At 65.3% G+C, this 13,927-nt stretch carries 11 protein-coding genes (1 of these 11 cut by a window edge); 7 read left to right on the top strand and 4 right to left on the bottom strand.

Annotated features, from left to right (window positions below; all coding sequences use genetic code 11):
- Positions 1-3 precede the first annotated feature (3 nt).
- From rplP to rpsQ, 3 genes are read left to right on the top strand one after another with little or no spacing between them, the layout of a single operon-like run.
- Complete coding sequence (gene rplP / locus AC5ZH6_RS19385) at positions 4-420, top strand: 50S ribosomal protein L16 (protein ID WP_006367918.1); 417 nt, start codon at positions 4-6, stop codon at positions 418-420.
- Entirely contained in the window at positions 420-653 is a 234-nt protein-coding gene (gene rpmC, locus AC5ZH6_RS19380) for a 50S ribosomal protein L29 (RefSeq protein WP_006367919.1), read from the top strand. The genes rplP and rpmC overlap by 1 nt, the downstream gene beginning before the upstream one ends.
- Complete coding sequence (gene rpsQ, locus AC5ZH6_RS19375; RefSeq protein WP_006367920.1) at positions 650-952, top strand: 30S ribosomal protein S17; 303 nt, start codon at positions 650-652, stop codon at positions 950-952. Before rpmC ends, rpsQ begins: the two co-directional genes overlap by 4 nt.
- Positions 953-1,037: 85 nt before the next feature.
- Here the strand turns inward: rpsQ and AC5ZH6_RS19370 are convergent, their stop codons facing one another.
- The 4 genes from AC5ZH6_RS19370 to AC5ZH6_RS19355 all read right to left on the bottom strand — a co-directional run bounded on the left by AC5ZH6_RS19370 (position 1,038) and on the right by AC5ZH6_RS19355 (position 5,003).
- Complete coding sequence (locus AC5ZH6_RS19370) at positions 1,038-2,408, bottom strand: protein kinase domain-containing protein (RefSeq protein WP_035734744.1); 1,371 nt, start codon at positions 2,406-2,408, stop codon at positions 1,038-1,040.
- 320 nt (positions 2,409-2,728) lie between these two features.
- Positions 2,729-3,580 (bottom strand): glycosyltransferase family 2 protein, encoded by an 852-nt coding sequence (locus AC5ZH6_RS19365; protein ID WP_020170443.1) that lies wholly within the window; start codon positions 3,578-3,580, stop codon positions 2,729-2,731.
- 182 nt (positions 3,581-3,762) lie between these two features.
- On the bottom strand, positions 3,763-4,122 hold the full coding sequence (locus tag AC5ZH6_RS19360; protein WP_020170444.1) for a GNAT family N-acetyltransferase: 360 nt from the start codon (positions 4,120-4,122) through the stop codon (positions 3,763-3,765).
- A 53-nt stretch (positions 4,123-4,175) separates the two neighbouring features.
- Positions 4,176-5,003: a glycosyltransferase family 2 protein gene (locus tag AC5ZH6_RS19355; RefSeq protein ID WP_231386616.1), complete on the bottom strand. Its 828-nt coding sequence runs from the start codon at positions 5,001-5,003 to the stop codon at positions 4,176-4,178.
- 526 nt (positions 5,004-5,529) lie between these two features.
- Here AC5ZH6_RS19355 and AC5ZH6_RS19350 point away from each other — a divergent pair.
- The 4 genes from AC5ZH6_RS19350 to AC5ZH6_RS19335 form a co-directional block, all read left to right on the top strand.
- Complete coding sequence (locus AC5ZH6_RS19350) at positions 5,530-7,134, top strand: ATP-binding cassette domain-containing protein (protein WP_240523975.1); 1,605 nt, start codon at positions 5,530-5,532, stop codon at positions 7,132-7,134.
- A gap of 1 nt (position 7,135) precedes the next feature.
- The gene (locus AC5ZH6_RS19345) at positions 7,136-7,957 is read left to right on the top strand and encodes an ABC transporter permease (protein WP_020170448.1); all 822 of its coding nucleotides are present in this window, start codon (positions 7,136-7,138) and stop codon (positions 7,955-7,957) included.
- Positions 7,954-8,802, top strand: a complete 849-nt coding sequence (locus AC5ZH6_RS19340; RefSeq protein WP_020170449.1) for an ABC transporter permease — start codon at positions 7,954-7,956, stop codon at positions 8,800-8,802. Before AC5ZH6_RS19345 ends, AC5ZH6_RS19340 begins: the two co-directional genes overlap by 4 nt.
- A gap of 332 nt (positions 8,803-9,134) precedes the next feature.
- On the top strand, positions 9,135-13,927 hold the 5' portion of the coding sequence (locus AC5ZH6_RS19335; protein ID WP_094600882.1) for a non-ribosomal peptide synthetase. Its footprint extends 3,478 nt past the window's final position; only the first 4,793 of its 8,271 coding nucleotides appear in the window; the start codon lies at positions 9,135-9,137; its stop codon lies beyond the right edge, outside the window.

Genomic DNA, 13,927 nt, shown 5'->3' with positions numbered 1-13,927 from the left:
GCAATGTTGATCCCACGGCGGGTCAAGCACCGCAAGCAGCATCACCCGAGCCTGAAGGGTCAGGCGTCGGGCGGTACCAAGGTGACGTTCGGTGATTTCGGCATCCAGGCTCTGGAAGGCGCCTACATCACCAACCGTCAGATCGAGTCCGCTCGTATCGCCATCAACCGGCACATCAAGCGTGGCGGCAAGGTCTGGATCAACATCTTCCCGGACCGTCCGCTCACCAAGAAGCCGGCCGAAACCCGCATGGGTTCGGGTAAGGGTTCTCCCGAGTGGTGGGTCGCCCCGGTCAAGCCGGGTCGCGTGCTGTTCGAGATGACCTACCCGAACGAGGAGATCGCTCGCGAGGCCCTGCGCCGCGCGCAGCACAAGCTCCCGATCAAGACCCGAATCGTGACCAGAGAGGAGCAGTTCTGATGGGACTCGGAGTTGCCGCAGCCGAGCTGCGTGACCTCAGTGACACCGATCTGGTCGACCGCTTGAAAGAGTCGAAGGAAGAGCTCTTCAACCTTCGGTTCCAGATGGCCACCGGTCAGCTCGACAACAACCGGCGTCTGCGGACGGTGCGTCGCGAGATCGCGCGCATCTACACCGTGATGCGGGAGCGCGAGCTCGGTCTGGCGTCGGGACCGGATGGTGATGACGCATGAGTGAGGACCAGAAGGTGACCGAAACCCAAGAAGCATCGGCGACCGCCGAGCGTAACCGCCGCAAGGAGCGGATCGGCTACGTCGTCAGCGACAAGATGCAGAAGACCATCGTGGTCGAGCTGGAAGACCGTAAGCGTCACGCGCTGTACGGCAAGATCATCCGGACCACGAGCAAGGTCAAGGCCCACGACGAGAACGGCGATGCCGGCGTCGGCGACCGTGTGCGGATCATGGAGACCCGCCCGCTGTCGGCGACCAAGCACTGGCGACTCGTCGAGGTGCTGGAGAAGGCCAAGTAAGGCTGATCTGAACGCTGTACATACGTCTGCGGCCCGCTTTCCCAAGGGAGGCGGGCCGCAGACGTATCGGCAGGGGCACGTCGAGTCAGATGGTGGCGATGAACGCCGCAAGCATCACGATGCTGAACAACAGTCCGAGAATTCCGACGACGATGCCGGCAATGGCGAGACCGCGCTTGTTGGATTGCGGTAGCGCACCCGGCGGCAATTGTGCGTTGGTCATTTTCAAGCTGGTGACGCCCAGGTAGATCGATGCTCCGCCAAGCAGTATGCCGCCGACGCCGAACAGACAGCTGCCGACAAACGACGCCAACGCTGTGAGCAGCGACCACAGGGCATAACTGTTGGCTCGTTGGTTGGGAGCCGCGGGAAAGGCGGCAGCCGGCCCATGCGCGGTCACCGCGTACGACGACGGCGTATACGTCGGTGGGTACGGCGCCGGAGTCACGCCGGTGGCGATGGGTGGCAACGACGAATGCCCCGGGTGCGGAGTGCTCCGTGATGATGTGATCGTCTGTGGTCCGGTACTCGGCGGCCGTGATTCCCGCTTGCTCGTGTCGGTGTGCTGTGGGGCGGGTCGGAACGGGGCCGGGGGAGCGACGGTGGGGACGGACTTTGTGGCCGTGAGCGCAGCTCCGAGCTCGGCGGCGAACTCTGTGCAACTCGCATACCGGCGGTTGGGGTCCTTGGCGAGTGCCCGATGCAGGACTTGATCGACCCTCGGTGACAGGTCGGAGCGCCGAGTAGTGATCGGCGGCGGAGTCTCAGTCATGTGCAGTCGTATCAGTGCGGCGGCGTTCGTATCGACAAAAGGCGTTGCGCCACTGAGCAGCTGGTAGGCGGTGCAGGCGAGTGAGTACTGATCGGCGCGCCCGTCGAGCTTCTCGGCGGCAAGCTGCTCGGGTGAGGAGTAGGCGAATGAGCCGACCGTGAGGTTCGTGGCGGTCAGGCGGGCGTCGTCGAGAATGGGGCGCGCGATTCCGAAATCGGCGAGCAGAACGCGGCGGAGTCCGGACGGACCGGCGGCGTCGGTGAGCAGGATGTTGGCGGGCTTGACGTCGCGGTGCAGCAGGTTCTGGGAGTGGGCATGGTCGAGAGCGTCGGCGACCGCGGAGACGATGTGAACGACCTCATCGACCGGTAAACCGCTGGGATGCGACGTCAACAGTTCGGAGGCATCGAGACCCTCGACGTAGCGCATGGCGATCCACAGCTGACCGTCGTGCTCTCCGCGGTCGTAGACGTTGACGACGTTCGGATGGTCGAGCCGCACTGCGAGATCGGCTTCGCGGGTGAATCGACGGCGGAAGGCATCGTCCGACGAAAGGTTCGCCGGCAACACCTTGAGCGCGTCGAGGCGTGGCAGGCGCGGGTGTTGGGCCAGGTACACCTCGCCCATGCCGCCGGCGCCCAGTACCCGGACGATCCGATATCCCGCGAATTCTTGACCAACCATCAACGCCACGCCGTCAGTCTAGGGTGCGAGTCCGACATGTCCGATGGTCGCCGGCAGGGTCCGGATGCGACTCGGCCCGCCCGACGCAGAGCGTCGGACGGGCCGGTGATCGGTTGCGGTGCCACGCCCGGAGAGGTGGCCGGCGGGTCTGCCCAACCGTCGCGGTGAGCGGTCGTCCACCCCCGCTCACAGGTTCAAGAGTAGGGGACTGCCGCGGGGACCGACAGGGACTTAGGGCCCCACATCGGTGAAAAGTTGATCAATTGATCTGCCGACAAGGTGGTTGGCACCCGTGAACGTTGCGCTTGTGTGTGCGTGCATCACGAGGTCACCGGAGATACGCGGTCACGAGTACGCCGGGACCACGGTTTCCATTGCTTCGTCTCGGGGTCGTAGGGCCGAAAGACGAGACCTGCGATCGAGAACTGCACCATGTTGATGGGGAGAAGTGCAGTCTGGATCGCAGCGGCCTTGTGGTCGCCGTGAGCTCTCTGAGTTCGTATGGTGGCCGATAGGTATTTCCAATTTGACGCCATGGACGCCTCATATCTACGTGTCGATATGGAGACGATCATGCCCGGCAGATGCCTGAGCTGGGCGTTCGACTCCCGGAGAGCGTATGAAAGATCTACATCCTCATGCGTTCTGGCCAGATTCTTCATCAACGGCTCGGCTCGAAGCCAAGCAGTGCGACGCAGCGCGGAATTGCCGCCGGATAGACCCGTCGTTCCCCCCACGTCGCTGTGACCATGGCGTTCGGCATTCTCCCGAACTTTCCTCCTGGCCCGGTCGGTCATCGGCGAATCAAAGAAATAGAAGGGGCCACTGACCCCATCAACCTCTGGGTTGTTGGTGAAGTATGCGTCGACCGTCTCAGCCCAGTCGGCCTCGAGTCTGGAGTCTGCGTCGATCTGACCGAGAATCTCTCCTGTCGCTGCGATTGCCCCAGCTCGTCTAGCCCATGCGACTCCTTGTCGCTTCTCGACAATGACTCGGATGGGTAGCCGACCGCCGAACTCGCTGACGATTCGCAATGTTTCGTCGGTCGAATTGTTGTCGACTATTACGCACTCATCTACGGGGCGTGTTTGCCCGATGATGTGCTCGAGGCACTCGCGGATCTGGCGTTCTTCGTTGTACACCGGTATGACGAGGCTCAGCTTCACCGTCATTCCCTCCACACGGTCGATGGTCTACGTCGCCCGTACGATAGCGGCAATCGGAGCGAATGCGATGAGGGTGTTGCGCACCTGTAACCGCACAAGGACCGGCGACTTCGAACCATATGCGCCGCACACCCCGCGCGATCGACTGCCGAGGCGGGACGTATTCCATTCGTCCATGTTGGCGCCGCTCAGCGTCCGATAGCGGTTTGCAACCAGTTGATCGTCTCCTCACGCACCGGGCGGGTGTCGCCGTCGAACTCGTGGTGCTTCTTCAGGAAAGCCGCGACCAGCGGGCAGACACCCACGATGACCTTGCCATGCGCCCGCGTGTCGGTGAGAGCCTGCTCGATCAGGATGGTGGCCAGGCCGCGTCCGCCGAACTTCTCGTCCACCTCGGTGTGGAAGAAGATGCGTTCGGTCGCGCCGTCGTGCTCGCGTTCGCGATAGGCGGTGAATCCGGCGATCTGTTCGTCGACGCTGATCTGGTACCGCTGCGCGTCGGCAACTTGGGAGATGTCGGCTTCTGCGCCGGTTCTGTCGAGAGGCATGGGTTCGAGGGTAATGTGCGCGATGGCACGCGCTGGCTTCTGCCTGTCCGAGGCTAAAAGCCTGATAGTCGGGTGAAGTACCGATGCGGTCGCCACGTGCGGCTTGTGTTGTCCCACGGCCTGAGCAAGGCCCAAAAATATACGTGTGTAAGCACTCGGATGGGCAGATCGGCAGTCATCGACCGCGTCAGTTCGCGGTCGCCGTGGGCGCGAGCAGTGGTACGACCGCCCATCATGTAGTGGAGGTTTCGCCAGGGCGATACCCGAAGCCGTCGACAAGAGCTGTCGGCGAGAAGTCGAGGCTCAAGCGCGGTGTGCAAGCCCTTTTTCTTCATCGCCAAGCTGATGTCGAGGTCCTCCCAGACGCCTGGTTCGTCATCGTGTAGGTGATCTCGGATTGTCTGCCAGGTTTCTCGCCGAAGTACATACGCGGGTCCGTGGATCGATGTGACCAGGTCTTCCTGGTCGATCCTGCGGAAGCTGCGCTCGAACAGCCGTTTCTGAAGGCTGTACGCCGGGGCGTCCCACATCAGGAACGGGCCGGTGAGTGCGGAGAAATCGGAGCCCCGACTACTCGAGAAGAATTCCACGACGATCTGTGCCCAGTCCCTGCCCACATGCGTGTCCGCGTCCACCTTGGCGACCAGGTCTGACGCCGCCTCGTCCAAGCCGCGCCGTCGAGCGGCATGGACGCCCGGTTTGGGCTCGACCACCCGACGTACCCGGCGATCGTGCGCGGCGTACTCGTCGACGATCCGCGGCGTGGCGTCGGTCGAACCATTGTCCACAACAATGACTTCGTCGATTGGGCGGGTCTGGTCAAGCAAATGGTCCAAACACTCAGTGAGGTTTGATTGCTCGTTATGTGCAGGAACCGCCACCGATAGAGTCGTCACAAAATCCCCCGACATCCGGATCTCGACATGTGTCCTTCACGGAGCATACCCGACATATTTCGTGGTTCCGTCGGCATTACGCCAGGTCGTCGGCGTGAATACTTCCTCCTGAATGCGCCCACAGCGACACGGCCCCCGGGAATTGTTGCCGAGGAGGTGGATTCATCACGTATCTTGACCGTTGGTTGAGAAGTGCCCGATTGTGCGAGCCGACAATTGCGAAGCAAGTGCTTTCGTCGCTGGTTGGACGACCACGGACGGTGTCCTCAGGAGGTCGCCGCCCCGGTGGGCGTTGCGACGCCGCCGTGAGGTACCGGTAACTCTTGGGCCTCGATGGGCGACAGACATGCAGAGGTGGTCGGGAAGGTGGCGTGCGTGCGTACGTTTGGACGGAGAGGTGGCGCCATGTGTGTGAGTGCCCTCGGTGGGCTCCACGCCGGGACACTGCTCTGATGCAGGCGTGCGCCGACCCAGTTGCGAGCCCGTGCGTCACCGACCGTAGAGGAACCACATGTCCGATACTCAGAGGCCTGGCGCAGTGAGCGAGCCACGGCATCGTCGGAACACGAGTGCGCCGGGCGCCGACGAACCCGATCCGTTCCAGAGCCCGGATCCGGTCGAGGAACAGTTGCGTCGGTGGCGACAGGAGCGTGCCAACGGCGAGGCCCGTGCTCCGATGCCCGACTCCGCGCGAACGATCGCCGGAGAAGCGGTGACGAACCGACCATCCGGGCCGGTCCGGGCTCCGGGGTCTACGGCGACGTCGCCCGACCGCGGCGAGTACGGCGCGTCCCCGCAGTCCCGAAATGGGCGCCCTGTCAGCACGAATGGCCATGTGCCGGACTCGCAGAGCCGTCCGGACTCGATGAGTACGTGGGCGCGCGCAGCGCCGATACCCGGAGCTGACTCCGTGACGGACCCTGCCGTCGCGACGCCACGGGAGACCAGGCCCGCTCCGAATCCACCGGAATCGTTCGCGACGGCAGCTCCGCCGACGTGGGCGGCGCCACCACCGCGCCCTGCACCTGTCGTTCCCTCGACGTCCGACCCGTTGCGGCCGGGTCGCGATCAGCCACCGCGCCCGCCCACGGCACGGCCACAGCCACAGGCGTCCTACCGCGAGGACGTCGGTGCTGTCGCCGACGCTCGCACTCGGTCATCCGACGAGCCGCCGGCGATCGTCGCGAGCGGCCTGCACAAGCGGTTCAAGGACATGGTGGCCGTCGAGGAGGTGAGCTTCACCGTTGCGCGGGGGAGCATCGTCGCCATTCTCGGTCCGAACGGGGCGGGTAAGACGACCACCGTGAACATGCTGTGCACTCTTCTCCAACCGGACAAGGGCTCGGCGTCGGTGTACGGCCACGACGTGGTCTCCGACGCGGCAGCGGTACGTCGTTCGATCATGCTGACGGGGCAGTTCGCTGCGCTCGACGAAGCGTTGACCGGCCGCGAGAACCTGGTGCTGTTCGGGCGGCTGCTCGGCTTGTCGAAAGCTGTTGCCCGCGCCCGCGCCGACGAGTTGCTCGAGATGTTCTCCCTGACCGACGCCGGTGCCAAGCGCGTCGGGCAGTACTCCGGCGGGATGCGACGGCGCATCGACATCGCCTGCGGTTTGGTCACCGAGCCCAAGGTCGTGTTCCTCGACGAGCCCACGACCGGCCTCGACCCGCGTAGCCGCCAGGAGGTATGGGCCCTCGTCGAACGCCTCAAGTCCGACGGTGTGACGATCCTGCTGACGACGCAGTATCTCGAGGAAGCCGATGTGCTGGCCGACAACATCGTGGTCATCGACAAGGGCCGGGTGATCGCGGAGGGGTCTTCGGACCAGCTCAAGCAGTCCACTGGTGCCGCCTATTGCGAGGTGACTCCCACCGATTCGCGGGATCTGGGACGCTTGCGCGAGTTGTTCGCCGACCTCATCGGACCCGACGCCCCGGCGGAGGACGACCACGTCGTGTCGGTCCCCGCGCCGCTCGGGCCGGAGACCCTCGTCGAGGTGATCCGCCGGACCACCGACGCCGGCATCGCCCTGTCCGACGTAGCCATGCGCAGACCCTCGCTGGACGAGGTGTTCCTGGCGTTGACCGACCCACGCCGCGATCGGGCGGGGTCGTGACATGAGCATTGCAACACCGCAGCGCGAAAGCGCGGCAACTCGGACAGGCGCGCTGCAGGCGCGAGAACGTCCACTCGCCCAGTGGTGGGCTCTCACCGGGCGGGGCGTGGCGAAGGTCGTCCGCAATGGCGAGCTGATCTTCGCCTTCCTCTCGCCGGCCTTCCTCGCGGTGTGTTTCTACCTGCCGTTGCGCAGCATCATGGACTCCGCGCCCGGCATGAACTACGGCCAGTTCCTGATGCCGATCATCGTGCTGCAGTCGGTGGGGTTCGCCGCGTCGTCGGCGGCGATGCGCGCAGCCAATGACGGTGCCGAGGGGATCAACACCCGATTTAGGGTTCTGCCCATGTCGGCGGCGGTACCGATGCTCGCGCGGACCGCGACCAACCTCGTGTTGCTCGTCGTTTCGCTGATATGCGCATCCGTTGCGTGTTTGTTGATCGGCTGGCGAGCCGACGGTGGAGTGGTCGGAACGGTGGGTCTCTTCGCCCTCGCCGCGGCGATCGGAGTGCTGTTCTCGATGCTCGCCGACGGAATCGGGCTGGTCGCGCGGACCCCCGAGGCGACCAGCCAGGCGATGACGCTGCCCACCCTGATCCTGGGCATGCTCTCGACCGGCTTCGTGCCGCTGTCGCAGTTTCCCGAATGGATTCAGCCGTTCGTGCGCAATCAGCCGATCTCGCAGTTCGCCATCGCGATGCGCGCGCTCGACTCCAACACGGCCACATGGGAGATCGTGCGGCCCTCGATCGCGTGGTGCGGCGGACTACTCGTCGCCGCGGTGGTGCTGCTGATCCTCGGGAGCAGGAAGGCATGGAAATGAGCGCCCCGTCGACCAACGGCATCGCCGGCGATCACCTCATCCCGGTCGCCGCGAGCGTTCCGAGCGAGTCCTCGTTGCGCGGCTGGTTGACGCAGAGCATGCCGTTGACCGGCCGCCAGGTGCTCGTCTTCGTCCGGGATTTTCCGACGCTGCTGCAGTCGCTCATCTTCCCGGCCCTGAGCATGTTGATGTTCAAGGTCGTGCTCGGTGACGCCATCGGGTCGGCAACCGGTGAGAACAGTGCGTACGGCACGGTGCCGCTGGTGATCCTCGTCGGGGCGATGTTCGGTTCGATCGCGTCGGCGACCCGGCTCAACCGGGAGCGCGCCACCGGGCTCCTCGCGCGCCTTTATGTGCTGCCCATCAACCGAGCCGCGGACCTGACTTCGAGGATCGCCGCGGAACTCATTCGCATTCTCATCACGACGGTGATCTTGTTGGCGGCCGGATTCCTGATCGGCTTCCGGTTCACCCAGGGCCCCGGCCCGGCGATCGGGCTCGTCGCCGTCGCGCTGGCGTATGGCGCGGCGTTCTCGACGATGACCCTTGCCCTTGCCGTCAATGCCAAGCCCGGCGCCCCGATCGTGCCCTACCTGGGTCTGTTCTCCAGTCTGCTGATGTTCTTCAACTCGGGGTTCTCTCCGGTGAGCGCGTACCCCACATGGTTGCAGCCGGTGGTCGAGAACCAGCCCATGACGCCGGCCATCGAGTCGATGCGAGCGCTGGCCGCGGGCGGGTCGCTGACCGAGAACCTCATCAAGGTCGCCATCTGGGTGGTGGTGCTCATCGCGGTGTCGATTGTGCCCGCTTTGCGTGGATATCGGCGGGCAGCGCGCGATCGATGACAACCTGTCAAGCACGAGAAAAAGTGTCCAGTAATTTCACAGTAAAGATGTGGTATTCGGGGCCGCGGATCGTCGGAGATCTGTACTCGCCGGTAGTGCGACATGTCGGATTTCGTTCGGTGTACAACAGCCGACGTAATTTATCGCGTAACGTCGTGCCTAATTGCCAGCGATTGAAAGAATGGACTGCGTCCACGGTTCACTCTTCCGCGCGACGCAGGGAATGGCCTCACGTGCTCGTTTGAGGTTCAGTCCGTGGCGTGGAAATGTGAATTGTCGGTGTAATTCCGGGTCGGGGCCACGGCCCATCGGATGACGTTCGAAAACGAGAGGTGTCGGTACAGGTGGCGATCGCCGAGCATCGCGCGAAAGCGCAGGTCGCAGCGGAGACCCCGCTGCAGTACCTGCCGCTCACCGCGGCTCAGCGAGGCATGTGGTTCGCCGAGTCGCTGGCACCGGACTACTCGGTCAACATCGCTCAGTACCTCGACATCCGTCATCCCCCGGGCGGTCTCGACATCGAGTTGCTCGCCGAGTGCTCCATCCACGTCGGCAAGCACCTGGAGTCGCCCTACACCCGCCTCGCCGAGGTCGACGGCGTGCCGATGCAGTTCGTCGATCTCGATTTCGATCAGCAGGTCGACATCCTTGACTTCCGCGCCGAACCGGACCCGGCCGGTGCGGCACTGGCCTGGATGCGCGCGGAGTACCAGCGCCCCGTCGATCTGCTCAACGACCAATTCGTCATTGCCGCAATTCTGCAGGTCGGCGACGAACGAACGTTCTTCTACAACCGCGCCCATCACATCGTTCTGGACGGTTACGCCGCGCTCACCGGGGTGCGGCGGACCATTGACCGATACAACGCGCTCCGGCGCGGTCTGGTTCCCGACGACAAACAGCTCGCCACGATGGCCGAGATCGTCGAGTACGAGCAGAGCTACCAGAACAGCAGTCGACGCGACGCCGATCGTGCGCACTGGCTCGAGCGGGTCGTCGACCTTCCCGAGCGGGTCACGCTCTCGACGCGGTCGGCGGCGGTTGCGCCGCTCTCGTTCGCCAATGTCGTGTCGAGTCAAGAGCTCGAGCCCGCGTCGCAACGCCGCCTGGAAGCCCTGGCCACGGAGCTGAACAGCTCGATTGCCGTGTTGCTCACCGCCGCGTTCGGCGCCTACCTGTCGCGGGTGACGGCCAACGACGACATCGTGATGAGCCTGCCGATCACCGGGCGCACCAACGTGAAGATCAAGCGGTCGGGCGGCATGGTGTCCAACATCGTGCCCATCCGGCTGCGCGATCCCCAGGGCAAGTCCGTCCGCGATCTCATCGCCACTGCGCAGCTCGAGCTGACCGGAGCGCTGCGCCACCAGCGATACCGGTCGGACGACATCCGGCGCGACGCCGGACTCGACGCCGGTTCGACCTCATTCGGCCCGGCGATCAACATGGTCTTCTTCGACGAGCCGGTCGCCATCGACGGCACCGAGTCCGACTACCGGATCCTGACGTCGGGAATTCTCGAGGACCTGCTGATCAACATGTATCAGTCGGGGCCCGCCGCGCCGCTGGTCGTCGATCTCCACGGCAATCCGGGCCTGTATACCCAGGCCGAACTCGACGCCCACCACGCTCGCTTCCTGCACTTCCTCGAGGACTGCCTGGCGCCGGAGTCGCTCGATCGACCTGTCGGCGCCATCGAGATGTTGACGCCCGCCGATCGGGCGATGCTGGCTGCCTTGCCCGAACCCGCAGCACACGGCTCGGGCGAGCCGGCGACGATCGTCTCCCGATTCGGCGAGGTTGCGCGACGCCATCCGGATCGACCTGCGGTCACCGACGCGCGCGGCGTCACCGTCACCTATCGCGAACTCGGGGCGCAAGCGGCCGCGGTGGCTGCAGCCCTGCGGGCCCGCGGTGTCGGGCCCGGCGACCTGGTGGGCGTGGCCACGGCACGCCACACGACGCTGGTCGCGGCCATCATGGGTGTGCTCACCGGTGGCGCGGCATATCTGCCGCTGGACACCAGCAACCCCGTCGACCGGCTCTCGTTCATCGTCGGTGACGCGGCTCCGGTGTGTGTCATCGTCGACGACGACGCCTCGCGACCGGACTGGAGCGGAACGTTCCCGGTGGTCTCGGTCGACCAGCTGATCTCCGAGGGTGCGACCGCGCCGGCACCGCCCGCGGTGCCCGACGACACTCTCGCCTATGTCATCTACACCTCGGGGTCGACCGGCCGACCCAAGGGTGTCGAGATCACCCACCACAACGTGATCGCACTGTTCGACGCGGCGCAGGAGCAGTTCGAGTTCGGTGCCGACGATGTGTGGTCGGTGTTCCACTCCTATGCGTTCGACTTCTCGGTCTGGGAGATCTTCGGTCCGCTCCTCACCGGGGGGCGTGCGGTGATCGTGGATCGCCAGGTCGCGCGTGCGCCCGCCGAGTTCCTGGAGGTGCTCGCGCGCGAGAATGTCACGGTCGTCTCGCTGACCCCGTCGGCTTTCGGTGTCCTGGCCGAGGCACGTCGACGCACACCGACTCCGTTGTCGTTGCGGTACATGGTGTTCGGCGGCGAGGAGCTTCGGTTCGACGAGGTCGAGCGCTGGTATGACGCCTTCGGCGACGACGTCGCTCTGGTCAACATGTACGGGATCACCGAGACCACGGTGCACGTGACATACCGTCCGCTTGATCCCGAGTTGGTCCGGGGCGAGAGCAGCAGCTTGATCGGACAACCGTTGTCCACGTTGGGTGTGCGCATCCTCGACAACCGTCTCCAACCGACTCCCGAGGGCGCGATCGGTGAAATCTACGTGGTCGGTGAGCAATTGGCCCTGGGATACCGCAATCGCGCGGCGCTCACCGCAAGCCGATTCGTCGCCGACCCCGACGGCAGTGGCCGTCGGATGTACCGGTCGGGTGATCTCGGCCGCCGCGTCGGTGACGACGTCCAGTATCTGGGCCGGGCCGACACGCAGGTGCAATTGCGTGGGTTCCGTGTGGAACTCGGCGAGGTCGAGACCGCTCTGCGGTCCGTCGGCGGCGTCACCGCTGCGGCCGCCGTGGTCCTCGACGCCCGAAATGCCGGTGGCGCCAAACTGATCGGGTACGCGGTGGTCGATCCCGCTGCGGGCCTCGACGAGACCTCGATCCGCGATGCGGTACGAGCGGCGGTGCCCACCTACATGGTCCCCGACCTCGTGATGCTGATCGATGAGCTGCCGATCACCGCCAACGGAAAGCTTGATCGCCGCGCCCTGCCGACGCCGCGATTTGCCCGTGATGAGCGGGTCGCCTTCATCGCACCGTCCACCGCGCGGGAGATCGCCGTCGCCTCGGTCATCGGTGACGTCCTGGACGTGACGCCCATCGGCATGCACGACAACATCTTTGCGCTCGGCGCCGATTCGCTGACCGCAGCTCGCATCGTCTCGCGGTTGCGGAGCGTGGCGCGGCTGTCGGTGTCGTTGTCGGACGTGTTCGAGGCGGGCACGCTCGCCGAGATCGTCGCCGCAGCGGTGCCGACGCAGGACGCCGTTGCCCTTCCGCTCCCCGGGCAGGTCGAGCGGCCGGTACGTATCCCGTTGTCGCTGAGCCAGCAACGTCTCTGGTTCATCAATCGGCTCGATCCGGCTTCGGGGGCCTACAACATCCCGGGTGCGGTTCGGCTCGGCAGCAACGTCGACGCGGACGCCCTCGCCGCCGCCGTCGGTGACCTCGTGTCCCGCCACGAGCCGCTGCGGACCACGTTCCCCGATGACGACGGCGAGACCTTCCAGTCCATCGGCGAGATCGACGACGTCACCGCTGCAGGTGTTTTCGGTGTGGAGGCGGTCGACGCTTCAGCCGTCGACGCCCGGATCGCAGACCTGTCGGTGACCGGTTTCGACGTCACCAAGGACTGGCCGCTGCGAATTCGGTTGCTCTCGGTGTCCGACTCTGCGGACAGTGCCGCTGGAGAGACGGCCGGCGGCATCGTCGATCACGTGCTGGTCGTCGTCGTACACCACATCGCGGCCGACGGTGCGTCTCTCGGGCCCTTGATCACCGACCTGTTGACCGCGTACGCCGCCCGCGCTCAGAGGCAGGCTCCCGAGTGGACGTCGTTGCCGGTGCAGTTCGCCGACTTCGCCGTGTGGCAGCGTTCGGTGCTGGGGGAGGAGGCCGATGCCGACTCGGTGATGGGTCGTCAGATCGCCTTCTGGCGCAAGGAACTCCAGGGCATGCCGGAGCTCATCGGGCTGCCGACCGACCGCCAGCGGCCCACGCGTCCCACGGGCGCCGGCGGCTACGTCGACACGATGCTCGACGCGCAAACCGTCGAGCGGCTGCATGCCCTCGCCGCGCACCACGGCGTCACCTTGTTCGCGGTCTTCCACTCGGCGCTCGCGGTGCTGCTGTCGCGGCTCAGCGGTGGCGAGGACATCGCCATCGGCACCGCCATCGCCGGTCGTGACGAACCCGAATTGGCCGATCTCGTCGGGATGTTCGTCAACACCGTGGTGCTGCGCACCCGGGTGCAGCCCGCCGACGGTCTCACCGATCTCCTCGCCTCGGCTCATCACACTCGCGCACAGGCGCTCGGTCACGGCGACGTGCCCTTCGAGCAGGTGGTGAATGCGGTGGGGGCCCGACGATCCCGGTCGCACTCGCCGTTGTTCCAGGTGGAGCTGGTCATGCAGCACGATCAGGTGGTGGGCCGGCTTGATGCGGAGTCGGGACTCGGGTTGATCGACGCCCGCCCGCCGTTCGCCAAGTACGACCTCTCGCTGAACGTGATCGAGTTCGGTCCGGTTGCCGACCACTCCGAGCAGATCTCGTTGTCCTTCTGCTACTCGCGAGAGCTCTTCGACCACAGCACGATCGAGCGCTTCAGCCACTACCTGCACGACATCCTGGACCGCATGGCGGCGACCCTGGAGGAGGCGCAGGACCGGCCGCTCGACGACTTGTTCTGGTTCCCGGATTCGGAATTGGACGTCGTCGCGGGCTGGTCGAGGGGATACTCCGAGGAGATCACCCGGCCCCTGCTGCTGGCGGCATCGGCGTCCGAGCGGCGCGCCACGGCGCTCGTCCACGACGGCCGGCGGGTGTCGTACCGCGAATTCGCCGACCGTGTCAACAG

This window comes from Gordonia sp. YC-XJ4 (assembly GCF_059511865.1).
This window is presented reverse-complemented; position numbering and strand designations above follow the sequence as displayed.

Excerpts from the sequence above, each read along its gene's own strand:
- rplP (WP_006367918.1), top strand. The coding sequence starts at position 4 with ATGTTGATCCCACGGCGGGTCAAGCACCGCAAGCAGCATCACCCGAGC.
- rpmC (WP_006367919.1), top strand. The coding sequence starts at position 420 with ATGGGACTCGGAGTTGCCGCAGCCGAGCTGCGTGACCTCAGTGACACC.
- rpsQ (WP_006367920.1), top strand. The coding sequence starts at position 650 with ATGAGTGAGGACCAGAAGGTGACCGAAACCCAAGAAGCATCGGCGACC.
- AC5ZH6_RS19370 (WP_035734744.1), bottom strand. The coding sequence starts at position 2,408 with ATGGTTGGTCAAGAATTCGCGGGATATCGGATCGTCCGGGTACTGGGC.
- AC5ZH6_RS19365 (WP_020170443.1), bottom strand. The coding sequence starts at position 3,580 with ATGACGGTGAAGCTGAGCCTCGTCATACCGGTGTACAACGAAGAACGC.
- AC5ZH6_RS19360 (WP_020170444.1), bottom strand. The coding sequence starts at position 4,122 with ATGCCTCTCGACAGAACCGGCGCAGAAGCCGACATCTCCCAAGTTGCC.
- AC5ZH6_RS19350 (WP_240523975.1), top strand. The coding sequence starts at position 5,530 with ATGTCCGATACTCAGAGGCCTGGCGCAGTGAGCGAGCCACGGCATCGT.
- AC5ZH6_RS19345 (WP_020170448.1), top strand. The coding sequence starts at position 7,136 with ATGAGCATTGCAACACCGCAGCGCGAAAGCGCGGCAACTCGGACAGGC.
- AC5ZH6_RS19340 (WP_020170449.1), top strand. The coding sequence starts at position 7,954 with ATGAGCGCCCCGTCGACCAACGGCATCGCCGGCGATCACCTCATCCCG.